At 52.1% G+C, this 24184-nt stretch carries 25 protein-coding genes and 1 tRNA gene; 2 read left to right on the plus strand and 24 right to left on the minus strand.

Features of this window, described 5'->3' with window-relative positions; translation table 11 throughout:
- Positions 1–12: 12 nt before the first annotated feature.
- From nuoL to rlmE, 19 genes are all read right to left on the minus strand, one after another.
- Positions 13–2043 (minus strand): NADH-quinone oxidoreductase subunit L, encoded by a 2031-nt coding sequence (gene nuoL / locus J9253_RS11155; protein WP_210221075.1) that lies wholly within the window; start codon positions 2041–2043, stop codon positions 13–15.
- Between the two features lie 3 nt (positions 2044–2046).
- A complete protein-coding gene (gene nuoK / locus J9253_RS11160; protein ID WP_028490387.1) occupies positions 2047–2352 on the minus strand; it encodes an NADH-quinone oxidoreductase subunit NuoK in 306 nt (101 codons plus the stop codon).
- Entirely contained in the window at positions 2349–2948 is a 600-nt protein-coding gene (locus J9253_RS11165) for an NADH-quinone oxidoreductase subunit J (RefSeq protein WP_210221076.1), read from the minus strand. Before J9253_RS11165 ends, nuoK begins: the two co-directional genes overlap by 4 nt.
- A gap of 21 nt (positions 2949–2969) precedes the next feature.
- Positions 2970–3461: an NADH-quinone oxidoreductase subunit NuoI gene (gene nuoI / locus J9253_RS11170; protein ID WP_028490385.1), complete on the minus strand. Its 492-nt coding sequence runs from the start codon at positions 3459–3461 to the stop codon at positions 2970–2972.
- Between the two features lie 10 nt (positions 3462–3471).
- Complete coding sequence (gene nuoH / locus J9253_RS11175) at positions 3472–4542, minus strand: NADH-quinone oxidoreductase subunit NuoH (RefSeq protein ID WP_210221077.1); 1071 nt, start codon at positions 4540–4542, stop codon at positions 3472–3474.
- On the minus strand, positions 4539–6866 hold the full coding sequence (nuoG, locus tag J9253_RS11180; RefSeq protein WP_210221078.1) for an NADH-quinone oxidoreductase subunit NuoG: 2328 nt from the start codon (positions 6864–6866) through the stop codon (positions 4539–4541). Before nuoG ends, nuoH begins: the two co-directional genes overlap by 4 nt.
- Positions 6867–6869: 3 nt before the next feature.
- Complete coding sequence (gene nuoF / locus J9253_RS11185) at positions 6870–8150, minus strand: NADH-quinone oxidoreductase subunit NuoF (RefSeq protein WP_210221079.1); 1281 nt, start codon at positions 8148–8150, stop codon at positions 6870–6872.
- Positions 8151–8154: 4 nt separating this feature from the next.
- Positions 8155–8676, minus strand: coding sequence for an NADH-quinone oxidoreductase subunit NuoE family protein (locus J9253_RS11190; protein WP_051543543.1), 522 nt, complete (start codon positions 8674–8676; stop codon positions 8155–8157).
- Positions 8676–9929: an NADH-quinone oxidoreductase subunit D gene (locus J9253_RS11195; RefSeq protein WP_210221080.1), complete on the minus strand. Its 1254-nt coding sequence runs from the start codon at positions 9927–9929 to the stop codon at positions 8676–8678. Before J9253_RS11195 ends, J9253_RS11190 begins: the two co-directional genes overlap by 1 nt.
- On the minus strand, positions 9929–10645 hold the full coding sequence (locus J9253_RS11200) for an NADH-quinone oxidoreductase subunit C (RefSeq protein ID WP_210221081.1): 717 nt from the start codon (positions 10643–10645) through the stop codon (positions 9929–9931). Before J9253_RS11200 ends, J9253_RS11195 begins: the two co-directional genes overlap by 1 nt.
- A gap of 3 nt (positions 10646–10648) precedes the next feature.
- Positions 10649–11125, minus strand: coding sequence for a NuoB/complex I 20 kDa subunit family protein (locus tag J9253_RS11205; RefSeq protein WP_028490378.1), 477 nt, complete (start codon positions 11123–11125; stop codon positions 10649–10651).
- Positions 11116–11472, minus strand: a complete 357-nt coding sequence (gene ndhC / locus J9253_RS11210) for an NADH-quinone oxidoreductase subunit A (protein ID WP_210221082.1) — start codon at positions 11470–11472, stop codon at positions 11116–11118. Before ndhC ends, J9253_RS11205 begins: the two co-directional genes overlap by 10 nt.
- Before the next feature lie 226 nt (positions 11473–11698).
- Positions 11699–11783: transfer RNA gene (locus J9253_RS11215), tRNA-Leu, on the minus strand.
- A 24-nt stretch (positions 11784–11807) separates the two neighbouring features.
- Complete coding sequence (gene secG, locus J9253_RS11220) at positions 11808–12203, minus strand: preprotein translocase subunit SecG (protein WP_266097339.1); 396 nt, start codon at positions 12201–12203, stop codon at positions 11808–11810.
- Between the two features lie 65 nt (positions 12204–12268).
- Positions 12269–13021 (minus strand): triose-phosphate isomerase, encoded by a 753-nt coding sequence (tpiA, locus tag J9253_RS11225; RefSeq protein ID WP_210221084.1) that lies wholly within the window; start codon positions 13019–13021, stop codon positions 12269–12271.
- 88 nt (positions 13022–13109) lie between these two features.
- Complete coding sequence (gene glmM, locus J9253_RS11230) at positions 13110–14444, minus strand: phosphoglucosamine mutase (protein ID WP_228291359.1); 1335 nt, start codon at positions 14442–14444, stop codon at positions 13110–13112.
- Positions 14445–14464: 20 nt separating this feature from the next.
- Positions 14465–15280, minus strand: coding sequence for a dihydropteroate synthase (gene folP, locus J9253_RS11235; RefSeq protein ID WP_228291360.1), 816 nt, complete (start codon positions 15278–15280; stop codon positions 14465–14467).
- A 70-nt stretch (positions 15281–15350) separates the two neighbouring features.
- On the minus strand, positions 15351–17291 hold the full coding sequence (gene ftsH / locus J9253_RS11240; protein WP_210221085.1) for an ATP-dependent zinc metalloprotease FtsH: 1941 nt from the start codon (positions 17289–17291) through the stop codon (positions 15351–15353).
- 54 nt (positions 17292–17345) lie between these two features.
- A complete protein-coding gene (rlmE, locus tag J9253_RS11245; protein WP_210221086.1) occupies positions 17346–17966 on the minus strand; it encodes a 23S rRNA (uridine(2552)-2'-O)-methyltransferase RlmE in 621 nt (206 codons plus the stop codon).
- Positions 17967–18012: 46 nt separating this feature from the next.
- Here rlmE and yhbY point away from each other — a divergent pair, with 46 nt between their 5' ends.
- Entirely contained in the window at positions 18013–18315 is a 303-nt protein-coding gene (gene yhbY, locus J9253_RS11250) for a ribosome assembly RNA-binding protein YhbY (RefSeq protein ID WP_210221087.1), read from the plus strand.
- A 24-nt stretch (positions 18316–18339) separates the two neighbouring features.
- On the opposite strand, the gene J9253_RS11255 is transcribed toward yhbY, so the two are convergent.
- Positions 18340–18756, minus strand: coding sequence for a hypothetical protein (locus J9253_RS11255; RefSeq protein WP_210221088.1), 417 nt, complete (start codon positions 18754–18756; stop codon positions 18340–18342).
- Positions 18757–18860: 104 nt separating this feature from the next.
- Here J9253_RS11255 and J9253_RS11260 point away from each other — a divergent pair, with 104 nt between their 5' ends.
- The gene (locus J9253_RS11260) at positions 18861–19583 is read left to right on the plus strand and encodes a hypothetical protein (RefSeq protein WP_210221089.1); all 723 of its coding nucleotides are present in this window, start codon (positions 18861–18863) and stop codon (positions 19581–19583) included.
- Between the two features lie 93 nt (positions 19584–19676).
- Here the strand turns inward: J9253_RS11260 and nrfD are convergent, their stop codons facing one another.
- From nrfD to J9253_RS11280, 4 genes are read right to left on the minus strand one after another with little or no spacing between them, the layout of a single operon-like run.
- Positions 19677–20885 carry an NrfD/PsrC family molybdoenzyme membrane anchor subunit gene (nrfD, locus tag J9253_RS11265; RefSeq protein WP_210221090.1) on the minus strand — a complete coding sequence of 403 codons (1209 nt, stop codon included), beginning with the start codon at positions 20883–20885 and terminating at the stop codon, positions 19677–19679.
- A 20-nt stretch (positions 20886–20905) separates the two neighbouring features.
- Entirely contained in the window at positions 20906–21658 is a 753-nt protein-coding gene (gene dsrO / locus J9253_RS11270) for a sulfate reduction electron transfer complex DsrMKJOP subunit DsrO (protein ID WP_210221091.1), read from the minus strand.
- The gene (locus tag J9253_RS11275; RefSeq protein WP_028490366.1) at positions 21655–22176 is read right to left on the minus strand and encodes a hypothetical protein; all 522 of its coding nucleotides are present in this window, start codon (positions 22174–22176) and stop codon (positions 21655–21657) included. Before J9253_RS11275 ends, dsrO begins: the two co-directional genes overlap by 4 nt.
- Positions 22177–22216: 40 nt before the next feature.
- On the minus strand, positions 22217–24172 hold the full coding sequence (locus tag J9253_RS11280; protein WP_028490365.1) for an NAD(P)-binding protein: 1956 nt from the start codon (positions 24170–24172) through the stop codon (positions 22217–22219).
- Positions 24173–24184: the final 12 nt, after the last annotated feature.

A 24184-nucleotide genomic window follows, 5' to 3' on the forward strand; every position in this document is an offset into this window, starting at 1 on the left:
AAACCAACGGGCCTAGAAGAATAGGAACCAGGTAAGCATCAACAAAATGCCCGCCACCATCGAGAAGGCATAATGATACAAATAGCCCGTCTGAACTTGACGCGCCAACCCGGAGAACCAACCAACTGCCTTGGCAGCGCCATTCACGATGAAACCATCAATCATCAAACGCTCACCCACTGACCACAACCCGTTACCGAGTGAGACAGAGCCTTTAGCGAACACTTTTTGATTGAAATCGTCCAGGTAATACTTTTGATCCAGCAGGGTATGCAACCAGCGGAACTTGTCATAAGCCCAACGGGCAATCGCATCATCTTTGAGGTAAATGAACCAGGCAGCGCCCAAGCCAGCCATTGCCAACCAGAACGGCGGCGCCATCAAGCCGTGCAGGACAAAACCCAGTACCCCATGATAAGCAGCACTGATTTCTTCAATACCCGGATGAGCTGACAGCAAACCTTGCAAAGTAGGATCAAAACCATGCGCCTTATCATTCACAAAAATGGCATGATGGAAGAACTCACCCACCACCATCGGATCGAGCAAATAACCCGCCAACACCGACGGAATCGCCAACATAATCAACGGAATCGTCACTACCCAAGGTGATTCGTGTGGCGTACCGCTATGGCCATGATGGTCAGCATCGTGATGCCCGTGATCGTCATGACCGTGTGCATCAAAGCGCTCCTTGCCGTGGAATACCAGGAAGAACATACGGAAACTGTAGAATGCCGTCACAAACACACCCAGCAACACCAACGTATACGCATAGCCTGCTGCCCACAAATGTGACTCGTGCACCGCTTCAATAATCAGGTCTTTGGAGAAGAAACCAGAGAAACCGGGGAAACCAATCAAGGCCAGCGAGCCAATCAGGGAAGTCCAATAGGTAATCGGCATGTACTTTTTCAAGCCACCCATTTTGCGGATGTCCTGCTCATGGTGCATCGCTATGATCACCGAGCCAGCCGCCAGGAATAACAGCGCTTTGAAGAACGCATGGGTCATCAAGTGGAATACTGCCGCCGAATAAGCCGAAGCCCCCAATGCCACCGTCATATAACCCAACTGTGACAAGGTAGAATACGCCACCACCTTCTTGATGTCATTTTGCACAATGCCGATCAAGCCCATGAAAAACGCTGTGGTTGCCCCAATAATCAGGATCAGATTCAAAGCCGCATCGGACATCTCGAAAATGGGCGACATCCGCGCCACCATGAAAATACCTGCCGTTACCATGGTTGCCGCATGGATCAGCGCTGAAATCGGCGTTGGGCCTTCCATTGAATCCGGCAGCCACACATGCAAGGGCACCTGCGCTGACTTGCCCATCGCACCGATGAACAACAGAATCGCAATAACCGTCAGCGTATCCCACTTCCAGTCGGAAAAGACCTCAATCTGACTTCCTGCCAAACCCGGAACCTTTGCAAAAGTCTCCACATAATCCAGCGTACCGGTATACATCAAAACAGCCGCAATCCCCAGCAAGAAACCAAAGTCCCCCACACGGTTGACCAGAAACGCCTTCATGTTCGCGTAAATCGCCGTCTCTTTCTTGAACCAGAAACCGATCAACAAATAAGACACCAGCCCCACCGCTTCCCAGCCGAAGAACAACTGCATGAAGTTGTTACTCATCACCAGCATCAGCATCGAGAAGGTAAACAGGGAAATATAACTGAAAAACCGCTGATAACCGGGGTCTTCAGACATGTAGCCAATCGTGTAAACATGCACCATCAACGATACAAACGTCACCACCAGCATCATCATGGTACTGAGGTTATCCAGCATGAAACCGACTTCAAAACGGATATCTGCAATCACCGCCCACGTATACACCGTGCCGTTGAAAGTATTCCCGTGGAACATCACATCGTTAGCCACCACCAGTGACAACAGGAACGCCACCGCCACACCCAGAATCGTGACCCAATGCGCCCCGGCACGCCCAATCTTTTTGCCAAACAACCCCGCAACAATTGCCCCGAACAAAGGTGCAAGCGGAATAGCCAGATACATCGCTTCCATTGCTTACCCCTTCATCGAATCAAGTTGTTCAACATTGATCGTGCGCCGGTTACGGAACAAGACCACCAGAATCGCCAAGCCAATCGCCGCTTCCGCCGCCGCCACGGTGAGAATGAAGAACACGAATACCTGCCCCGCCATATCCCCCAAATAATGGGAAAATGCCACGAAGTTCAGGTTTACCGACAACAACATCATCTCGATGCACATCAGCAAAATCAGCACGTTCTTACGGTTCAGGAACATACCCGCCACGCTGATGGCAAACAGCAGCGCCGCCACGATCAGGAAATGCGACAAAGGGATCATGCTTGCTCCTTGGTTTCAGATTTCATCTTGACCAGACGCACACGGTCTGCACGCTTCACCTGCACCTGCTCGCTAATATCCTGCTTGCGCGAATCCGGGCGACGCCGCAAAGTCAGGACAATCGCCGCAATAATCGCCACCACCAGAATGACCGCAGCAATCTCAAACGGGTACACATAATTGGTATACAAAATTGCACCCAAGGCTTCGGTATTGTTTTCCGGCGCTGGCGCTTTGGGGGTCGCAATCTGAAACGGTGCACTGCGCAACACCATGATCATTTCCACCGCAATCACGCCTGCCACCAAAAAACCGACCGGCGCGTATTTGGCAAAGCCCTCTTTCAACGGGTCAATATTCAAATCCAGCATCATGATGACAAACAGGAACAACACCATCACCGCGCCGACATACACCAACACCAGCACAATGCCGAGGAATTCCGCCTCCAACAGCAACCACAACGCGGCACTGGTAAAAAAGCTCAAAATAAGGCACAACGCCGCATACACCGGGTTACGTACCGTCACCATACCCACTGCCGCTGTCACCAATACAGCGGAAAACAGGTAAAAGATAATCTGCTCGAATATCATGTTTAATCTGTCTCCTCGGGTTTAACGGTAAGGGGCATCAGCGGCTTTCATCTTGGCGATTTCAGCTTCGTGCTTATCGCCAATCGCCAGTAATTTATCTTTGGTCTGGATGTTTTCACCACGATTCTCGAAGTGGTACTCGAAAATATTGGTTTCCACAATCGCATCCACCGGGCAGGCTTCCTCACAGAAACCGCAATAAATGCACTTGAACATATCAATGTCATAGCGCGTGGTACGGCGCGTCCCATCCGGGCGTTCTTCCAGCTCGATGGTAATCGCCAGCGCCGGGCAAACGGCTTCGCACAGCTTGCAGGCAATACAACGTTCCTCACCATTCGGGTAGCGGCGCAGCGCGTGATGCCCCCGGAAACGGTTAGAAATCGGCGTCTTTTCTTCCGGGTACTGGATCGTGACTTTGCGCTCGAAGAAATACTTCCCCGTCACGCCCAACCCCTTCAACAACTCTTGCAGGCTGAACGTCTTGAAATAATGTTTCAGGTTCAAACTCATGTCAGCCTCCTTACAGCCACGGTTTCCAGCCCAGCGCAATCGCCAGACCTTCCGCAAAAATCCACACCAGCGTCACCGGGATCAGAATTTTCCACCCCAAGCGCATGATCTGGTCATAACGGTAACGCGGGAATGTCGCCCGGAACCAGAAAAACAGCAGCATGAAGAACGACGCCTTCAGCAATAACCAGTGGACACCATCCCCGAAAAACAGCCCCAACACCGGCATATTCGTCAGGAAATCCAGCCCCTGAAACGGCGACAACCAGCCACCCAGGAACATCAGCGCCGTCAGTGCCGAAATCAGCCACATATTCGCGTATTCAGCGAGGAAGAAAATCGAGAAGGCCATGCCGGAATATTCCACATGGAAACCCGCCACGATTTCAGATTCACCTTCCGCCACGTCGAAGGGCGCACGGTTGGTTTCTGCCACCCCGGCGATGAAATACACCACAAACAAACCAAACAACGGCCACACAAACCAGCTAAAAATACTGCCGGATTGCGCCCGCACAATATCGCCCAGATTCAAGCTACCGGAGGCCATCAGCACGCCGACTAAGGCAAAGCCCATCGCAATTTCATACGACACCATTTGCGCCCCAAGACGCATCGCACTGAGCTGCGCGTATTTGGAATTCGATGCCCAACCCGCAATGATGACCCCGTAAATCCCCAAGGAAGTCAGCGCCAACAAGAACAATAACCCGGCATTCACATCCGCCAACACCAAACCATCGCTAAACGGAATCACCGCCCAGGCCGCAAACGCAGGCCCCATCGCCAGCAACGGTGCAATCAAAAACAGAAAGCGGTTAGACTTTTCAGGAACAATGATTTCCTTGAAAATCAGCTTGAACATATCCGCAAACGGCTGCAACAAGCCTTTGAAACCGACCCGATTCGGCCCCACCCGCACCTGCATGAAACCGATGATTTTGCGTTCCGCATAGGTTGCATACGCCACCAGCAGGATCAGTGGTATGACAATCGCCATCACCTTGATCAGGATCAACAGCAGCGTTACCAGCCACTCAGGGAGAAATGCACCGAAGAAATTTGCGAGTATTTCCATCATTCCCCTGCCTTTGTTATTTGGAGCGTACCAAAGGCCGCGCCTAACACACTGGATATTTCAATCCCGGATTGGATACCCGCACACCCGACGGGAATACCCGCATCCAACTGCGCCGGAAGCGTAATCGCCACCGCACCTTGCGACACTTTCAGCGCATCACCTGCCGCCACGCCCATATTCGCCGCGTCTTGCGGATTCAAATGGACAGCCGCTGGTGGAATCATCGCCTGCAACGCCTTGGCACGGCGCACCAATGGGTCGACACGGTACATTTCCACATCACCGATACGCTGGAAATGGTTGGAAGAGGGCGTATGCAATACGCCCCTACCTTCTTCCGTAGGGGCGTATTGCATACGCCCATCTGCGTTGTAGGTATTGTTGCAGGATTCTACGCCGTCAAGTTCGAGGTGCAGTTCCGCGACGATTTCTTCGGTAGCCACCCAATCGAACTCAGGTACACCGGCGGTATTACCGAGAACGCGCAGGATTTTCCAAGTAGGACGAGCCTCGTCTGGCAACTTCGCCGCCCCCTTGAAGCTTTGCCACTGACCAGCCACATTACAAAAGGTGCCGGAGGTTTCCGCAAACGTAGAACCGGGCAATAATACAGTGGCGTACTTACGTGTCACTTCATCCGCAAACGGCGCAATCACAATGACGTTTGCAGCGGCGCTGAGCGCTTGCATCGCCTGCTGTGGGTTGGCGAAATCTGCCAGCTCAGTATTCAGCAATACGAAGGTGCGGGTCTTGTCATTCAGGAACTCACTCACCGGCACGCCCGGCTGCTTGAGTTCGCGCCCTGCCGACAAGCGATGGGGTACGACACCTGTTACCCAAGCACCAACACTGTTGGCGCTTTCCGCCAGATAACCGAAGGTTGCGCCAGTTTGTTGGGCAATCGTGTAAGCCGCAGCCCGTAATGCCGCAAAATCTGGGTGCTGAGTCGCGACATTACCCAGTAATACCGTGGCATGTTCCGCCTGTTGCAGCGCAGCCATTACGCCATTGTCGGGGTCATTGGCAATCGCTTGCAGGGCTTGCAACATCTCAGCCGGGGCAACAGCCTGTTGTGCTACGTCGTAGTTGAAGTCAAACGCACGCGGGTTCAACGCCATCACTTGCGCACCCTTGAGGGCGGCCTTACGAAGGCGATGATTCAGCAAGGGCTGCTCTTGACGTGCATTCGAGCCGACCAGAAAAACAGCGTTCTGCTGTTCCAGTTGCTCGATAGGCATTCCCAGTGACGGGCAAATGGGCGCAGCATCCTGATCGCTGAAATCAGTCTGGCGTAAGCGGTGGTCGATATTGCGGATATTCAAACCGCGCATCAGCCGCTGGAACAAATACAACTCTTCCAGCGTAGACGTGGCATTGGCCAATGCCCCCGTGCGTGCCGGGTCAGCCGCACGCAATATTTCCGCCGTAGCATCCAACGCCTGTTGCCAAGTCGCGTCATACCAGTGACCGTCACGCTTGATCTGCGGCTTGGTAATACGGTCAGCGCTGCGGATACCTTGATAACTGAAGCGATCGCGGTCTGAAATCCAGCACTCATTGATGGCTTCATTGTTGCGGGGCACTGCACGCACCACTTCCTTCTGGAAAGTATGCACATGCAGGTTGGAACCCACGCAATCGTGTGGGGCAATGCTATCGTGTGACTGCATTTCCCACGCCCGCGCCTTGTAACGCGAAGGTTTAGCGGTCAGCGCACCGACCGGACACAGGTCAATCACATTGCCTGACAGTTCGGATTTGAGCGACTTTTCGATATAAGTGCCGATTTCGAGACGGTCGCCGCGCCCTACCCCACCCATTTCGCGCATCCCGGCAATTTCGTCACCGAAACGCACGCAGCGGGTACACTGGATACAACGGGTCATTTCGGTTTCGATCAGCGGGCCGATGTCTTTGTCCAGCACCACCCGTTTGATTTCAGCGTATTGCGATTTATTGCTGCCGTAACCGACCGACACGTCCTGCAATTCGCATTCACCGCCCTGATCACAGATCGGGCAATCCAACGGGTGATTGATCAGCAGGAATTCCATGATCGCTTTTTGGGCGTTGCGGGCTTTTTCTGAGCGCGTCCAGAACTTCATGCCCGCATTCACCGGGGTCGCGCAAGCGGGAATAGCCTTCCACGACTTTTCCATTTCCACCAGACACATCCGGCAGTTGGCAGCTACCGACAGTTTTTTGTGGTAGCAAAAACGCGGGATGGTAATGCCATTGTCGTCAGCCACTTCAATCAGCATTGCGCCTTTACGCGCCTGAATCGGCTGGTCATTAATCTCAATTGTGACGAATTCTTCTGCCATGTATTACCCCTTCGCCACCATGCTACGACCGTGTTCGACGTAGTATTCAAATTCTTCGCGGAAGTGCTTAACGAAGCTCCACACCGGCATCGCTGCCGCTTCACCCAAGGCACAAATGGAACGCCCTTCGATATTGTGGGAAATTTCTTCCAGCCGCGTCACGTCTTCCAGCTTGCCCTTGCCTTCCACAATCCGGGTCAACATGCGGTACAACCAGCCCGTGCCTTCACGGCAAGGCGTGCATTGCCCGCAGGATTCGGAGAAGTAAAAGCGTGAAATGCGCTGCAACACCTTGACCATATCGGTGGTGTCGTCCATCACGATCACCGCGCCCGAACCGAGGTAAGAACCTGCCTTTGAGATGGTGTCGTAATCCATCGTCAGCCCCATCATCACCTCGCCCGGTAATACGGGTACGGAAGATCCACCTGGAATCACCGCTTTCAGCTTGCGTCCGTTGCGTACCCCGCCCGCCAGTGCCAGCAATTCAGGGAACGGCATTCCCATCGGAATTTCAAAATTGCCCGGATTATTCAGATGACCGGACATCGAAAACAGCTTTTCGCCACCGGAGTTTTTTACGCCTAGATCAGCAAACCACTTGCCGCCGTTGCGCATAATGACCGGAATGGACGACAGCGTTTCGGTGTTATTAATGGTGGTTGGGCGACCGTACAGACCGAAACTCGCCGGGAATGGCGGTTTGAAACGCGGCTGGCCTTTTTTGCCTTCCAGCGATTCCAGCAGCGCGGTCTCTTCGCCGCACACATACGCACCCGCACCAAGCGTGCCGTGCAGGTCGAAATCGACACCGGAACCTTGAATGTTTTTGCCCAGCAAACCCATTTCGTAAGCTTCTTTCACCGCCTGCTCGAAACGAATGAAAGGTTCATCCATAAATTCGCCGCGCATGTAGTTGTAACCCACCGTCGCGCCAATGCTGTAACCAGCAATCGCCATGCCTTCCACCAGCGCGTGCGGGTTGAAACGCAGGATGTCACGGTCTTTGCACGTACCCGGTTCGGATTCGTCCGAGTTGCACACGATGTATTTTTGCCCCGGCATGTCACGCGGCATAAAGCTCCACTTCATGCCGGTGGGGAACCCTGCCCCGCCACGTCCGCGCAAGCCGGAATCCTTGATTTCCTCAATGACTTCTACAGCGGGGGGCTTTTCTGCCAGAATTTTTTTCCACGCCGAATAGCCGCCAACCTTGAGGTAGCTTTCCAGTGTGTGGGCTTGATCGCCGAATTGGGTGGTGATGAAACAGACTTGATTTGCCATGTGCTTACTCCAGTCCGTCCAGAATCTCATCCACTTTTTCAGGGGTGAGATGGGTGTGGTATACGTGGTTGACCTGCATCATCGGCGCACTGCTGCACGCGGCGAGGCATTCTTCTTCCACTTTGAGGAAGAACTTGCCATCCGGGGTCGCTTCGCCCAGCTTAATACCCAGCTTGCCTTCAATGTGTTCCAGAATGCCGTCGGAACCGCACAACATGCAGGAAACGTTGGTGCAGACTGAAATGCTGTATTTTGCCGCCGCTTTCGCATCCATTTCATACATGGAATAGAAGCTGGCGACTTCGTAGACGGCAATTTCTGGCAGGCCGAGGTAATCGGCAACCGCATCCATTTTCTCGCGGGACAGGTAATGGTCTTCGTGCATCACAGCGCGTAACGCCGCTAGCAACGCCGACTGTTTTTTATCCTCAGGATAGCGCTTTAACCAGCTATCAATGTCCTCACGCTCGTGATGGCTGAGCAAGGCGCTTTTGCGCTTGAGCATCGTGATGGGCTGTTCAGTCATCAACGGTCAACCTCCCCGAATACAATATCTTGTGTGCCGATAATCGCTACCACGTCAGCCAGCATGTGGCCTTTGGTCATTTCATCCAGAGCTGACAGGTGTGCAAATCCCGGTGCGCGAACTTTCAGGCGATAAGGTTTGTTTGCACCGTCAGAGACGATATAGCAACCAAACTCACCTTTGGGATGTTCCACAGCGGCATACGACTCGCCTACTGGCAGGCAGAAACCCTCGGTCATCAGTTTGAAGTGCTGGATCAGCGCTTCCATGTCCTGCTTCATCTCGCCGCGCGTCGGTGGGGCTACCTTGCTGTCGTCCAACATCACCGCGCCGGGATTCACCCGCAACCACTTGATGCACTGCTTGATAATGCTATTGGACTGGCGCATTTCTTCCACCCGCACCAGATAACGGTCATAGCTGTCACCTTGCACCCCGACCGGAATATCGAAGTCCATTTTGTCGTAGGCGGCATACGGCTGTTTCTTGCGCAAATCCCATTCAACCCCAGAGCCGCGCAGCATTGGGCCGCTGAAACCCAGTTGCAGGGCACGTTCGGGTGATACCACACCGATCCCCACCAAACGCTGTTTCCAGATACGGTTATCGGTCAACAGAGTTTCGTATTCATCCACATAACCGGGGAAACGGTTGGTGAAGTCTTCCAGAAAATCCAGCAAGGAACCGCCGCGATTGCCATTGAGGCGCTTGGCTTCGGCTTCCGAGCGAAAACGGTTCGGCAGGAATTGCGGCATGGAATCCGGCAGATCCCGATATACCCCGCCCGGACGGTAATAGGTGGCGTGTAAGCGTGCGCCGGACACCGCTTCGTAAGCATCCATCAAATCTTCACGTTCGCGGAAAGCGTACAGGAACATGGTCATTGCACCCACGTCCAGCGCGTGTGCGCCAATCCACAGCAAGTGATTGAGAATACGGGTAATTTCGTCAAACATGGTACGGATGTAGAGCGCACGTTCCGGGGCAGTAATCCCCAGCAGCTTCTCAATCGCCAGCACATAGCCGTGTTCGTTGCACATCATCGACACGTAGTCGAGGCGATCCATGTAGCCGATGCTTTGGTTATACGGTTTGCTCTCGGCCAGCTTTTCAGTACCACGGTGCAGCAAGCCAATATGCGGGTCGGCACGCACGATGGTTTCACCATCCATTTCCAGCACCAGACGCAACACGCCGTGCGCTGCCGGATGGGCTGGACCAAAGTTCAGCGTAAAATTGCGAATTTCAGGCATTAGTCATCACGCTCCGCTGTCGGTGGTGAGAAACGCTGGTCAGCACGGATGGTACGTGGCACCAGTACACGCGCCTCGATCGACACAGGTTCATAAATAACGCGCTTCTGTTCGGCGTCGTAACGCATTTCGACCTGTCCAATGAGCGGGAAATCCTTACGGAACGGATGCCCAACAAAGCCATAGTCGGTCAGGATGCGGCGCAAATCGGGGTGTCCACTGAACATAATGCCGAACAGATCGAATGCTTCACGCTCATACCAGTTGGAGGAATTCCAGATTTCCACCAGTGAATGTACCACCGGAAAACCGTTATCTTCACAGCGGGTACGCACCCGGATACGCACATTACGGCTGACTGACAGCAAATGGATCACCACCGCGAAACGCTTACCTGTAAAAGCGACATCCCCGTCCGACTCGCCAAAATCGAATGGGTCAGCCTCTTCTGCCTGCACTGCTCGGCTAAAGCCGCTGCGGGAAGCGGTGGTCACATCCCATTCCGCATCGCCGTAAGTGAGGTAATCGACACCACACAGGTCGGTCAACTGGGCAAAATCAAGCATGGGGTCGTGACGCAAGAAACGGGCAACTTCCAGCCAGTGTTCAGCCGCCACTTCCAGCGTCAGCTCATCCAGCGCCAAAGTGCTCGTTGAGACTTTACTACCCAGCCCTTCCTGAAGGTAATCCTTGATGAATTCGAGTGATACAGTCATGAATTACCGCGCTATCGTATTGGTTCGACGGATTTTGTTCTGCAATTGGATAATCCCATACAGCAGAGCTTCGGCGGTTGGCGGACAACCGGGAACGTAAATATCAACAGGCACGATACGGTCACAGCCCCGCACCACCGCATAGGAATAATGGTAGTAACCACCACCATTGGCACAAGACCCCATCGAAATAACCCAACGCGGTTCAGCCATTTGATCATAGACCTTGCGCAGTGCTGGAGCCATCTTGTTGGTCAGCGTGCCCGCCACGATCATCACATCCGACTGGCGCGGACTGGGGCGGAACACAATGCCAAAACGGTCGAGATCGTAACGTGAAGCCCCTGCGTGCATCATTTCCACTGCACAGCAAGCCAAGCCAAAGGTCATTGGCCACAACGAACCAGTACGCGCCCAGTTGATCAGAGCATCGGCTGTCGTGGTGACAAAACCTTTTTCCAGAACCCCTTCTACTCCCATTCCAGCGCCCCTTTCTTCCATTCGTAGATAAAACCAACAATCAGGATAGTCAGGAAAATACCCATCGCGACAATGCCGAACACGCCAATGGTGTCGAGCACCACAGCCCATGGAAACAGGAAGGCAATTTCAAGGTCGAAGATAATGAAGAGGATGGCGACAAGGTAGTAACGCACATCAAACTTGATGCGGGAGTCTTCAAACGCGGGAAAGCCGCACTCGAATGGTGAATCTTTTTCTGCGTCGGGTCGGCGCGGGCCTGCAAGCAGCCCCAAGCCCAGCAATACCACTGCCAAGCCAAAACCGACCGCCAGAAAAACGAGAATGGGAAGGTATTCTCCTAGCATGTAAACTCCTGGTGCAAACCGTGGTGCTCTCTCTCCAAACCACCCGGTTGTCTATGATGCATGATTCCAAACACACACTGTTTGTATCACTATTTCGTTATACAGTCGAATATAACGGGGCATGAACCACAGATTAATTCCCCAAAGTGGGTATTGTCAGGTTTTAGCAAGAATTCGGCACAAAAGAAAAGGCCCGTTATCATCAGATAACGGGCCTTTTCATGTATGGTACCGACGACCGGACTCGAACCGGTACAGCTTGCGCCACTACCCCCTCAAGATAGCGTGTCTACCAATTCCACCACGTCGGCAAAGCAGGCGGTCATTATACTCGACTATTTCTGTTCTTGCACAGGTTTTTCAGCCTCAACGGGCTTTTCAGTAGGATTTTTTTCCACTGGTGCAACTGGAACATCACTGGCAGAAGATTTTTCAACTGTTGGAGCCGGTGGAACATCACTCGCAGGGGCTGCTGGTGCTGTTTCCACTGCTGCCGGGGCGGGCGTTGTTGTGTGTCCCCCCATGATACTACCAGACTCGATAGTGCGACCTGATGCAAGGAATGCCAATGCCAATGCCACCAAAAAGAAAACTGTCGCCAGAATCCCCGTGGTACGGCTCAGGAAGTTGGCTGAACCTTGTGAACCAAATACAGTACCTGATGCGCCGCTACCGAAAGCAGCACCTGCATCTGCACCTTTGCCTTGCTGCATCAAAATCAACACAATCATAGCAACAGAAACAACGATCAAAATGATCAACAACACATTGTATAGCATAACGTTTTTTATTAACCTTAGTTTCCGGCCTTACAGATGGCCAGAAATTCCTGTGCATCCAGCGATGCACCACCGATCAGGCCGCCGTCAATATCCGGCATTGCAAACAATTCAGCAGCATTAGCGCCTTTGACGCTGCCACCGTACAAAATTTGTACCTTTGCTGCGACTGATTCATTCAGTGCAGCAAGTTTACCACGAATAAATGCATGAACATCCTGAGCTTGCTGTGGGCTGGCTGTTTTGCCAGTACCAATCGCCCAAACTGGCTCGTAAGCAATCACGCCATCAGTCAGTGCCTCCACACCTTCCAATGCAATAACCGCATCCAGTTGACGTGCCACCACCGCTTCTGTAACGCCAGATTCACGCTCCTCCAACGTTTCACCAACACACAGGATAGGCTTGAGGCCATGCTTGCGGGCAGCCGCAAATTTGCGAGCGGTGTCACCATCCTGCTCACCGTAAATAGCACGACGCTCAGAGTGCCCTACAATCGCGTAGCTACAGCCGAATTCCTTCAGCATCGTCCCAGAAACTTCGCCGGTAAAAGCACCCGTCTCCTGATCAGCAATGTCTTGGGAACCCAAACCAATGCGGTCTCCGCTCAACAGACCTTGGGTCATGGGAATATAGACGTAAGGCGGGCAAACTGCCACCGCTACATTATCCAGACCTTTCAGCCCTGCCAGAATAGCGCTAACCAATGGCTCGATAGTTGCCTTTGATCCGTTCAGTTTCCAGTTACCTGCTACCAATTTTTGACGCATGATTTCACCTCTCCTTCAAGCAAGAGGCGAAAGATTACCTGCATAAGCCTTGGAAATCAATCTTCATTCCGGGCAGGTTACGGGTAAGTCAAGCCGCCGCACGTACCGCATTGGCAATTTGTTCCGCCAACGCTGCCGTTTCGTGCGCATCTTCGCCTTCCACCATCACCCGAATTAACGGTTCTGTACCGGAAGCACGCAACAGCACTCGACCACGATTGCCTAGTTGCTGCTCAACTTGACGTACCGCATCCTGAATCACTACCGACTCATCCAGATTGATCTTTTCCCTGATTCGCACATTAATCAAGGTTTGCGGGTATTTGGTCATCACCATTTTCAGCTCATGCAAAGGCTTGGTGGTCAAGCGCATCGCCCGCAGCACTTGCAGCGCAGCAACAATACCGTCACCTGTCGTGATGAAGTTACTCACAATAATGTGGCCGGAAGACTCACCGCCCAAATTACATTCATGCTGGTTCATCAGCTCAATCACGTAGCGGTCGCCAACATTGGCACGGTAGAAAGGCACATCCAGTGCCTGAATGGACTTTTCCAGACCGAGGTTGCTCATTAGCGTCCCCACGACCCCGCCCTGTAATTTTCCTTCGCTATGCGTATGGTGAGCAATAATGGCGAGTATTTCATCGCCATCCACGGTTTGCCCACGCTCATCCACCATGATAAGACGATCACCGTCACCATCCAGCGCAATCCCCACATCTGCCCGGTAACGCAACACCGCATCACACAAACCATCCACGTGAGTTGCACCGCAAGATTCATTGATATTAATACCATCAGGCTGATTACCAATGGCAATCACTTCGGCTCCCAGCTCACTGAACACAGCCGGAGCCACGTGATAGGTGGCACCATTGGCGCAATCCACGACAATCCGCAAGCCTTTCAGGGAAACCCGGTTAGGCAACGCCCGCTTGCAGAACTCGATATAACGGCCTGCGGCATCTTTGGCGCGTTCGACCTTGCCGAGTTCGTCAGACGACACTGTTTTGAAATCCATGTCCAGCCAACGCTCGATTTCTTCCTCAACTGCATCGGGCAATTTAGTGCCGTCGCCGGAGAAAAACTTCAGGCCATTGTCATCGTAAGGGTTGTGGGATGCACTGATCACGATACCCGCAGAGGCACGGAAGGCGCGGGTCAAGTAAGCCACGGCAGGCGTTGGCATCGGCCCCAACAAACGGATATTGACACCCGCTGCCACCAAGCCAGCTTGCAAAGCAGACTCCAGCATGTAACCGGAAATGCGCGTATCTTTACCAATCAACACCAACGGATGCCCATTGTTCGCCAGCACTTTGCCTGCTGCCCAACCCAACTTCAACACGAAGTCAGGTGTCATCGGGTAGCGACCAATCTTGCCGCGAATACCATCCGTCCCAAAATATTTTCTTGCCATCAGCCCTTCAACCTCAATTTCTATTGATCCACAACAGCATTTACCAATTTCATCGCATCCACTGTTGCACCGACATCATGTACCCGCACAATACGCGCACCCTTCATAGCTGCTACGACAGCGGCTGCCACGCTGCCCTGCAAACGCCCCTCAACCGGACGGTTATTCAACAAACCACCGATCATGGACTTACGTGACAGCCCTACCAGTATAGGCAAATGTATCGTAGAAAATTCATTCAATCTACGCAATAAATCGACATTATGCTCTAAAGTTTTACCGAATCCGAAGCCAGGGTCAAGAATCAAGCGATCACGGGAAATGCCAGCCCGCTCACAAGCAGCAATACGTTCTTCAAAAAACTGGCGAATATCTTGCACCACATCCCCATACTGTGGTGCCTGCTGCATGGTGCGCGGTTGCCCCTGCATGTGCATCAGGCAAACGGGAACCGCTAGCTGGGCACACATTTCCAGTGCTCCGGGCGCTTGCAACGCATACACATCATTGATCAGATCAGCACCTGCCGCTACCGCCGCCTGCATCACCGCTGGCTTGCTGGTATCCACTGACACAGGAACGTCAAAGCGGGCACGAATGGCCTCAATAACCGGTACAACCCGTTCCAGCTCAGCCTGCACGGATACTGAAGCCGCACCGGGACGGGTAGACTCCCCACCCACATCAATAATATCGACGCCTTCCGCCAACATCTGCTCGATGTGGCGCAAAGCTGCATCCTGCGGCTGAAACAGTCCCCCATCGGAAAATGAATCCGGGGTGACATTCAGGATACCCATCACTTGTACTGACGCTTTATTGACTTGCCATGCCATGGCGCAACTCCAAAAGAAAAGGCGCGGAAACGAGCCCCGCGCCTTATTACTTTACGGTTTACCGTCACCCTCAGTGAGAGCTGGCGGTTCCACCAATAACCTCATCTTCTGAGCCAGCGCTCTTGCCGCTGCTGGTAGGTGTTTTAGGTGGCACACCCCGCCCGCCTGAAGAGGAATCGTCATCATTCCAGTCAGCCGGTGGTGGTGGCACTTCACCACGCATTAAAGCATCTACCTGCGCCCGATCAATGGTCTCGTATTTCATCAATGCTTGTGCCATCGCATGTAATACGCTCATTTTGTCGGTCAGAATCTGCTTGGAACGGGTGTAATTGCGGTCAATCACCTCGCGGATTTCACCGTCAATCGCATGAGCCGTCTCATCAGAAACATGTTTATGCTGCGTCACTGAACGCCCCAAGAACACTTCGCCCTCATCTTCCGAGTATGCCAACGGCCCCATACGACTGGATAAGCCCCACTTGGTGACCATGTTGCGGGCAATACTGGTAGCACGCTCAATGTCATTGGAAGCACCTGTGGTAACACCTTCCGCACCGTAAATCAGCTCTTCCGCAATACGACCACCGTAGAGGCTGGAAATCTGGCTTTCCAAACGCTGCTTACTGGCACTGTAACGGTCTTCTTCCGGCAAATACATGGTGACACCCAAGGCACGACCACGCGGGATAATGCTGACCTTGTAAACAGGGTCATGTTCCGGCACGCTCAAACCAACGATGGCATGACCTGCTTCGTGATAAGCCGTCGCCAGTTTTTCCTCTTCCTTCATAACCATTGACTTGCGCTCAGCACCCATCATGATTTTGTCTTTGGCCTTTTCAAACTCACCCATATCAACGGTGCGTTTGTTGGCACGCGCTGCAAACAAGGCGGCTTCATTCACCAGATTGGCCAAGTCAGCACCCGAGAACCCCGGTGTGCCGCGTGCAATCAGCATTGCCCTGACATCATCACCCAACGGTACTTTGCGCATGTGTACTTTCAGGATTTGTTCACGACCACGCACATCGGGCAATGGCACAACAACCTGACGGTCAAAACGACCGGGGCGCAACAAAGCAGCATCAAGTACATCCGGGCGGTTAGTTGCCGCAATGACGATGACGCCTTCACTACCTTCAAAGCCATCCATTTCCACCAGCAACTGGTTGAGGGTTTGCTCACGTTCATCGTGACCACCACCGACCCCCGCGCCGCGCTGACGGCCTACCGCATCAATTTCGTCGATGAAAATAATGCAAGGGGCATGTTTTTTGGCTTGCTCGAACATATCACGCACGCGAGATGCACCCACGCCCACAAACATTTCCACAAAGTCAGAACCGGAAATGCTGAAGAAAGGTACTTTCGCCTCACCCGCAATGGCTTTTGCCAACAGGGTTTTACCGGTACCCGGCGAACCGACCATCAGCACACCGCGTGGAATCTTGCCACCCAGTTTCTGGAACTTGCCGGGATCGCGCAGGAATTCAACCAGCTCAGCCACTTCGTCCTTAGCTTCTTCACAACCAGCGACATCATTGAAGTTAACTTTGACCTGATCTTCGGTCATCATCCGGGCGCGGCTCTTGCCAAACGACATAGCACCACGACCACCGCCACCACCTTGCATCTGGCGCATAATGTAAATCCACAGACCAATAATTAGCAGGAAGGGAACCCAGCTAATAATGATGTCCCAGATAATACCGCGCTCTTCAGGTGGGGATGCCTGAAACTTAACCTTGTTAGCGACCAGGTCATCGACCAGCTTGGCATCATTAGGCGGACTATAGGTGACAAATCGACTATTATTACTGTCGAGGCCTATAATTTTCTGCCCTTTAATATCAACTTCTTTAACACTGCCAGCACGGACATTGCTCAAAAAGTCTGAATACGGCATAGAAGCCGTAGGCTGGGCAGGTACACTGAACTTGCTGAACACTGCAATCAAAACGAATGCAATAACAGCCCAGATCAGCAAATTTTTGGTTAAATCGTTCAAGTGACTTCTCCACTATCAACTAGCGTCATCTATTTATAACACCTCAAAGAGATATTACAACACAAAACCCTGTGCTAATACATAAACCTCCCGACTACGTGGTCTTGAGGCCGCCGGTTTGCGTATTTTTACGGTTTTAAAACTGCTGCGAACATCACGGATGAACGCTTCAGACCCTTCGCCTTGAAAGAGTTTAACCAAAAAGGCACCGCCTGGCTTTAATACCTGACGAACCATATCCAGTGCCAACTCACACAGATGAACAGCACGGGGCTGATCGACAGCATCCACACCACTCATATTGGGGGCCATATCAGAAATAACAAGGTCGGCACGCTCACCACCCAGTAAATTCAGGATTTCAGCCAATACCGCCTCATCGCGAAAATCCCCCAGTACAAATTCGACAAAAGGTAGCGGATCAAGCGGCAAAATATCACTTGCCACGATGCGCCCCTTTGAACCGATGAGCTTGGTCGCATACTGACTCCAGCCGCCGGGAGCAGCACCCAGATCGACCACCTTCATCCCAGGATGCAGGATACGGTCACGCGCCTGAATTTCCTGTAATTTATACACAGCCCGGGAACGGTAGCCTTCCTGCTGTGATTTTTTCACATATTCGTCACTAAAATGCTCGCCCAACCACTTTTGGCTGCTTTTGCTTCTTGCCATGCTGCGTTATCACTCATTACACTTCATCAATTTATGGAAGCCTATCATGGAATTGACCGAAACACAGAAAAAGCGGCTGCGTAGCCGCGCTCATACCCTGAATCCCGTCGTACTGGTCGGCCAACATGGACTAAAACCCACGGTTCTGGAAGAAATCACCTCAGCGCTGGACTATCACCAACTCATTAAAGTAAAGCTCAGTGTGGGCGACCGTGACTTGCGCGATGAAATGGTTGAGCAAATCATCCAGTATAGCCAAGCACTACTCATCCAGCGGGTAGGCAATGTCGCTGTGCTATACCGGCGCAACACCGACCGCCCTGATGTGCTCAAAGAGCCGGTGCTGTAGCCTGCTACGTCTCAGAAAGTGGCATCAATGTGCTTCTGGCACGCCTTGCCAGAGCATTTCATAACCCACTTCATAGGTGTTGTCACAATATTCCGCCAGCTTGGCAAACTTTTCCTTGAACAGTTTGTCAGCGTGGGATTTCTCATGCTGCTCGAATGACTGCCAATAGGTGACAATCACAATATCCCCCATGTTTTGTTGAACACGCTTATTGGGGTGACTACCACCGCCATCAACCGAGCCTTCATCCGACACAAAGCCTGCATTGCGGTAGACCTGACCACCGATGAAGCCACCGTTGTCATCCCCATAAGCATTTTTGACGACATTACACATTTCGCCAAGCACCAACTCAACATCTTCAACTGTGACGCCATCTTTCAGGTCAACAACATTGAACAACATGGTACAGCCAAAAGGGATCTGGATAGGGTTAAACATGGTTTCTCCTGTTTACATTCATTATTGGATGCGTAGCATTACGGTCATGCCAGCACCTGAATTATAATCCACTACTAACATCAGCGCTTACAACCGGATAAAACATGTACTTAAATGACAACAAACCATCCACCGCCAAACCCCTCTCGCGTCAAGGGCAAATCGAGCGCATCCTCCAGCAGCTATCACACCAGCAACTGCAAGACTTCGTGCTGGAAAAAGCCTTACAGGATGGCGACTTCCGCGATACCTTGTTGATTTGCTTTGCAGACCTGTTAAGCAGTGACGAACCCGCCGAACCTAAGTACCGGCAAATGCTGGCGAACATGACGCTGCGCCACGCGAATGCAGAAGGTTACATCCGCAGCACCAGTGCGCAACACCTGACAGATGCCATCAACAAAATGTTGGAAGTTGCCCGTAAAGCAACTACGCCTACCCGCGAAACCACTGACTTATGCCTTGCTGTTATCAGTGGTTTTCCTGCGCTGGCAGAGCGTATGGAAGACCCTGAAGACTATATCTACGCATTGATGCGCACCACATGCATCACGTTATGGGAATGTTACAGCATCCTGCCCGCTGAACGCCAACAGGCATTGTTTGAGCGCATTCTGCAGGAATATGCCAAGCCTGTTTATCTCGACCTTGATCTGGACAGCGCTTTGCTCTCACTACTGAAAGACTGGGCGAAACATGACAAGCAGCGCCAGCGTGCCTGTCTCCACCAACTGGAACAATTGCTCAAAACCGTTGGAAAAGATCACTGGCGAAAAAATTACCTTCTAGAACAAACCAACAGCTTACTGGGATTCTGGAAACCTTAACACCATCAGCAAATCGCCCTGCGCCATTCTAAAGCAGCAAGTGCAAAAAAACCGGCACGAGGCCGGTTTTTTCAAGAATCAGGCGAAACGGCATTACTTGCTATGCGGATCAACCACTGCATCAGACAAGGAATCCGGTAGGAAGCGCAATACTTTCACACCGATGGTCACCATCACCAAAGTAAGGGCTACACCCCCCACCCCCAGCATCAATTCCCAAATGCTTGGCACATAAGTATTCAGAGTGCCATCAAAATAGTCACTGGAAACCTCTGCACCGGGGAATAAGGTTAGTGGATAAGCCTGCCCGCCAATCAAAATCACATACAGTTGCGCAAAGCCACCCAAGATAGTAAAGAAGGCTGCCAACAACAATGCAATGCGATTATCGGTCAGCCTACGGCAGAAAATCAGCGACAGTGGCAGCAAGCTACCCAACATGATCTGACCGACCCAGAATAACTGGGTATAGATACCGCCACCGAACAGGATAAAGTTTTCCACACCTGCTTTTTGGGCAATGTACAGCCCGGTAAAATGACGCGCACCTTCCAACAACAACACCCCACCGATGAACACTGCCAACAGGTAACGTAAACGGTTCATTACCGCATCACCCAATTGACGGCCTGTCCATGTGTAGGCGAAATACAGAACCAGAATGAAGACCGACAAACCCAGCGCGAAAGACATCACAATAAACAAAGGCGCCATGACCGCCGAGTTATAAAAGTCACGTGCGACCAGAAAGCCAAAAATTGAGCCAGTACCAGCAGTAAGGATCAAACGCCATGTAAACGCTGCCACACCAGCCAACTTATAGAATTTCTTAACCTTACGATCCATCATTGTCCAGATATAAACCGCAGACAAAGCTAGAAAACCGTTATACAGAATAATATTCCAAGCAAAGATAGACTTAAAATTGTAAGTCGTCATCGCCACAATCAAACGATCAGGATGACCCAAGTCCAATACCAGCACGATCAAACCACCAACCAGCAACGAAATCGCCAGTAAGGCCGACAATCGCCCCATCGGTTGATAGAGCTTCTTGCCAAAGACTGTACCAATCGAACCAACGTTCAAAGCACCCGAAGCGGCGACGATGAGGAAAATGGCGAACACATGCGGCAAACCCCACACGACCTGGTTATTCATACCGGTGATATGATGCCCATGATGCTCGGCGGTAAAAAATGCCAGTGCACCCAAGGCAAGGAATGCACCCAAAACCGCCAACAGGATATAAAACCCTTTGCTGTCGTTGGTTTCGCGGAAAATGATTGCTTGACTAGCCATCGCTATTTACGTCCTTTCCGTTAGATGCCGTGGTAACGCACGCCAGTATTCAAACCGAGATCAGCACGAATTTGCTTACCACCGATGGATTTCATCGCTTGGCTTACTGCGCTATTCGGATCATTCAAATCACCAAAGACCACTGCATCCGGTGCTGCTTCCACACACGCTGGCAACTGACCGTTGTCAATGCGGTGAACACACATATTGCAGGACTCTACCGTACCCATACCACGAGGGGAGTGGGGCTTCTGATCTTGCAAGGCTTCATGTACAAAACTACGTGCTTTGTATGGGCAAGCCATCATGCAGTAACGGCAGCCGATGCAGATGTGCTTGTTAACTTGCACGATGCCATCAGCACGCTTCATGGATGCACCTGTTGGGCAAACGTCGACGCACGGCGGGTTCTCGCAATGCTGGCACATGACTGGCAAACTGAAACTGTTATGGGTGAGCTTATCCGTGACCTTCACAACCCGCGCCCAATGCGCTTGCTGCTCTGGGCTTGAATGCGCTTCATCACCCCAACCATGCTCTTTTTTACACGCTGCCACCATACCTGCACCACCATCGGTGAGCTTGGTGACATCAATCAACATGCCCCAACGCTTAGCATTGGTGACAGCTTGATCTGCTGGCTTGGCAGCAACTTCACCGGCAGCGTGTGCTTCACGCAGCAGTAACGTGGGGGCAACAGCGACCACTGCCACCGCGCCACCTAATGCCGTGATAAAATTACGGCGGTATTCATCAACACGGTTCTGGCTCATTTTGCAGCTCCTTGTTGTGGCTGTGCCACCATCTGGACTTCAGCCGCCGTGGGGGCAGCCGCAGCCGTCACCCCTTGGGTAAAGTGATGACCTTCCACACTACCAACGGTGTGTTGGTAGTTCGGATCTTGACCCACTTCAGGGCGGTCAGCATGGCATTGGAAGCAATCAATTTTCTGACCGACTGCTGCATGACAAGTCGTACAGAAGTGCTCTTTATCACCGTAGTGCAAGGGCGTACCATCTTCTTTAGTCGCTGAAACGTGGCAATTGATGCACTCTTTCAGGCTATGCTGCTTGGTACGGATACCTTCAATCACGGTTGCATCACGCTGGTGCATGAGCATATCCATGTGCTTGGTACGGATAACGTTTTCCGGTTCCACACATTGTTCAGCTTTTTGCTTCGCTGTGGCAAGGTTGAGATCAGCTTCCGAGGGAGCTTTGCTGCAACCTGCCAACAGCGCAGCTAAAGCCAACACTGATGCCAGAAATACGGTTGAAAACTTACTAGTCATGCTGATTCCTGTCGAGTCTGCATTCAAGGATGATGTGAGATTACTCACCCAACCCCATTTCGATGTAACCAGTTGGGCAAACGTCTGCACAGATGTGGCAGCCGATACACTTGGAGTAGTCGGTTGCAACATAACGACCGAGTGTCGCCTGTTTCTTTGGCACACGGTAAACAGCCGTTTGCGGGCAGTAGATAACGCAGTTATCACACTCGAAGCACATACCGCAGCTCATGCAGCGCTTGGCTTCTTTGATTGCATCAGCTTCTGCCAACGGGTTCATACGCTCAGCGAAGTGACCCAATACTTCTTCAGCCGTTGGTACATCTTCAGTACGCAAATTGCGTTCAACAACCGGGAAGTGCCCCAAGAACAAGGCTTTAGACGATACAATGACGTTTTTAGAACGGTCATCGTAGTTGTGGACGGCATAGCCTGAGCCATCCGTACCACGCATGTCTTCAGCGCGAGCATCTTCGTAAGCGGCTGGGTTCAAACCTGCTTCTTGCAGTTTTTCCATCAGATCGAAGTGATGCTTATCTACTTTCGGACGCTTTTTCAGCTCTTCCGCACGCAAGTACTGGTTGATAGTTTCGGAAGCGATAGACGCCTGACCGATAGCCGTTGTCAGCAAATGCGGACGAACCACGTCACCTGCCGCAAAGTGGCCAGGCTTGCCCGGTACTTGATACAGGCCATCAGCATTGATCTGGTTACGACCATTGTTCAAAGAGTCAATGCCATCCAGCTTACCGAACTGACCAATAGCTGAAACAATGATGTCGGCTTCGATGATGGTTTCTTTACCGCCTTCTTTCGCGACAGGCATATTGCCTTTCATCACGCACTCGACGACTTTCAGGCCAATGGCACGACCATCAGCGCCAAACACAATTTCAGTCGGCATAACTTCAGTCAGGATAGTAACGCCTTCTTTCAGCGCATCTTGAACTTCGTGTTCTGCTGCTGTCATTTGATCCAGCGGGAACAGGGTAGTCAAGGTAACGGCTGGTGCTGCTTTTTCACCAACATCACCGTGAACCAGTTTGCCTGTTGCGGAATCTTCAGCATTTTCAGCGTAATTAGCCAGCGTACCAATACGGCGTGACACGGATACTACGTCGATGGAGGTATCGCCACCACCGACACACACCACGCGAGGAGCAGTGTATTTCATCGTGCCCTTGTTATAGGCTTCGAGGAAATCAACGGCTGATACGCAGTTGGGTGTTTCAGCAAACTTGTCAACGAACAGGCCACGGCCGTTCCAGCAACCAACTGTCCACAGCACTGCATCGAAATCACTTTCCAGTGTTTCAATCGTCACGTCTTTACCGACAGTGGTGTTGCACTTGATAGTGATGTCACCCATGTTGATAATACGTTGCATTTCAGCACCCAGCTTGTCGCGTGGTACGCGGTAGCCGGGGATGCCGTAACGCATCATGCCACCCAGTTCTGGGTGCTGCTCAAACACAGTGGAAGCATGACCCATGCGACGCAATTGATAAGCCGCCGTCATACCTGCTGGACCACCACCGATGATGGCAACTTTCTTGCCGCTCAATTCAGCACCTGCTTCAAACGTGAAGCCTGCTTCAATCGCGCTATCGCCGATGTACTGTTCAACCGAGTTGATGCCAACGAAATCGTCAACGTCGTTACGGTTACAACCTGTTTGGCAAGGAGCCGGGCAAACACGACCCATCATGGACGGGAACGGGTTAGCATTGGTGGAACGGCGGAAAGCGTATTCCTGCATGGTCATGCCAGCAGGTGGCTTCTCGATGCCGCGCACAATTTGCAACCAGCCACGAATATCTTCACCCGATGGGCAGCTACCTTGGCAAGGTGGTGTTTTGTGGATATAGGTTGGGCATTTATACGTAGTATCTTCGACAAAAATTTTGTCGTGCATACTGCCCCATTCATGATCACCGTCTTTGTAACGGCGGAATGTTTGACTTTTAAGCTTGCTGTCGTGCGCTGCGGTTGCCATGCCTATCTCCTG

Source organism: Thiothrix litoralis (assembly GCF_017901135.1).
In the GTDB taxonomy this organism is placed as follows: domain Bacteria; phylum Pseudomonadota; class Gammaproteobacteria; order Thiotrichales; family Thiotrichaceae; genus Thiothrix; species Thiothrix litoralis.

Bases quoted from the DNA above. Each gene is read 5' to 3' on its own strand.
- nuoL (WP_210221075.1), bottom strand. From the start codon at position 2,043: ATGGAAGCGATGTATCTGGCTATTCCGCTTGCACCTTTGTTCGGGGCA.
- nuoK (WP_028490387.1), bottom strand. From the start codon at position 2,352: ATGATCCCTTTGTCGCATTTCCTGATCGTGGCGGCGCTGCTGTTTGCC.
- J9253_RS11165 (WP_210221076.1), bottom strand. From the start codon at position 2,948: ATGATATTCGAGCAGATTATCTTTTACCTGTTTTCCGCTGTATTGGTG.
- nuoI (WP_028490385.1), bottom strand. From the start codon at position 3,461: ATGAGTTTGAACCTGAAACATTATTTCAAGACGTTCAGCCTGCAAGAG.
- nuoH (WP_210221077.1), bottom strand. From the start codon at position 4,542: ATGATGGAAATACTCGCAAATTTCTTCGGTGCATTTCTCCCTGAGTGG.
- nuoG (WP_210221078.1), bottom strand. From the start codon at position 6,866: ATGGCAGAAGAATTCGTCACAATTGAGATTAATGACCAGCCGATTCAG.
- nuoF (WP_210221079.1), bottom strand. From the start codon at position 8,150: ATGGCAAATCAAGTCTGTTTCATCACCACCCAATTCGGCGATCAAGCC.
- J9253_RS11190 (WP_051543543.1), bottom strand. From the start codon at position 8,676: ATGACTGAACAGCCCATCACGATGCTCAAGCGCAAAAGCGCCTTGCTC.
- J9253_RS11195 (WP_210221080.1), bottom strand. From the start codon at position 9,929: ATGCCTGAAATTCGCAATTTTACGCTGAACTTTGGTCCAGCCCATCCG.
- J9253_RS11200 (WP_210221081.1), bottom strand. From the start codon at position 10,645: ATGACTGTATCACTCGAATTCATCAAGGATTACCTTCAGGAAGGGCTG.
- J9253_RS11205 (WP_028490378.1), bottom strand. From the start codon at position 11,125: ATGGGAGTAGAAGGGGTTCTGGAAAAAGGTTTTGTCACCACGACAGCC.
- ndhC (WP_210221082.1), bottom strand. From the start codon at position 11,472: ATGCTAGGAGAATACCTTCCCATTCTCGTTTTTCTGGCGGTCGGTTTT.
- secG (WP_266097339.1), bottom strand. From the start codon at position 12,203: ATGATTGTGTTGATTTTGATGCAGCAAGGCAAAGGTGCAGATGCAGGT.
- tpiA (WP_210221084.1), bottom strand. From the start codon at position 13,021: ATGCGTCAAAAATTGGTAGCAGGTAACTGGAAACTGAACGGATCAAAG.
- glmM (WP_228291359.1), bottom strand. From the start codon at position 14,444: ATGGCAAGAAAATATTTTGGGACGGATGGTATTCGCGGCAAGATTGGT.
- folP (WP_228291360.1), bottom strand. From the start codon at position 15,280: ATGGCATGGCAAGTCAATAAAGCGTCAGTACAAGTGATGGGTATCCTG.
- rlmE (WP_210221086.1), bottom strand. From the start codon at position 17,966: ATGGCAAGAAGCAAAAGCAGCCAAAAGTGGTTGGGCGAGCATTTTAGT.
- yhbY (WP_210221087.1), top strand. From the start codon at position 18,013: ATGGAATTGACCGAAACACAGAAAAAGCGGCTGCGTAGCCGCGCTCAT.
- J9253_RS11255 (WP_210221088.1), bottom strand. From the start codon at position 18,756: ATGTTTAACCCTATCCAGATCCCTTTTGGCTGTACCATGTTGTTCAAT.
- J9253_RS11260 (WP_210221089.1), top strand. From the start codon at position 18,861: ATGTACTTAAATGACAACAAACCATCCACCGCCAAACCCCTCTCGCGT.
- nrfD (WP_210221090.1), bottom strand. From the start codon at position 20,885: ATGGCTAGTCAAGCAATCATTTTCCGCGAAACCAACGACAGCAAAGGG.
- dsrO (WP_210221091.1), bottom strand. From the start codon at position 21,658: ATGAGCCAGAACCGTGTTGATGAATACCGCCGTAATTTTATCACGGCA.
- J9253_RS11275 (WP_028490366.1), bottom strand. From the start codon at position 22,176: ATGACTAGTAAGTTTTCAACCGTATTTCTGGCATCAGTGTTGGCTTTA.
- J9253_RS11280 (WP_028490365.1), bottom strand. From the start codon at position 24,172: ATGGCAACCGCAGCGCACGACAGCAAGCTTAAAAGTCAAACATTCCGC.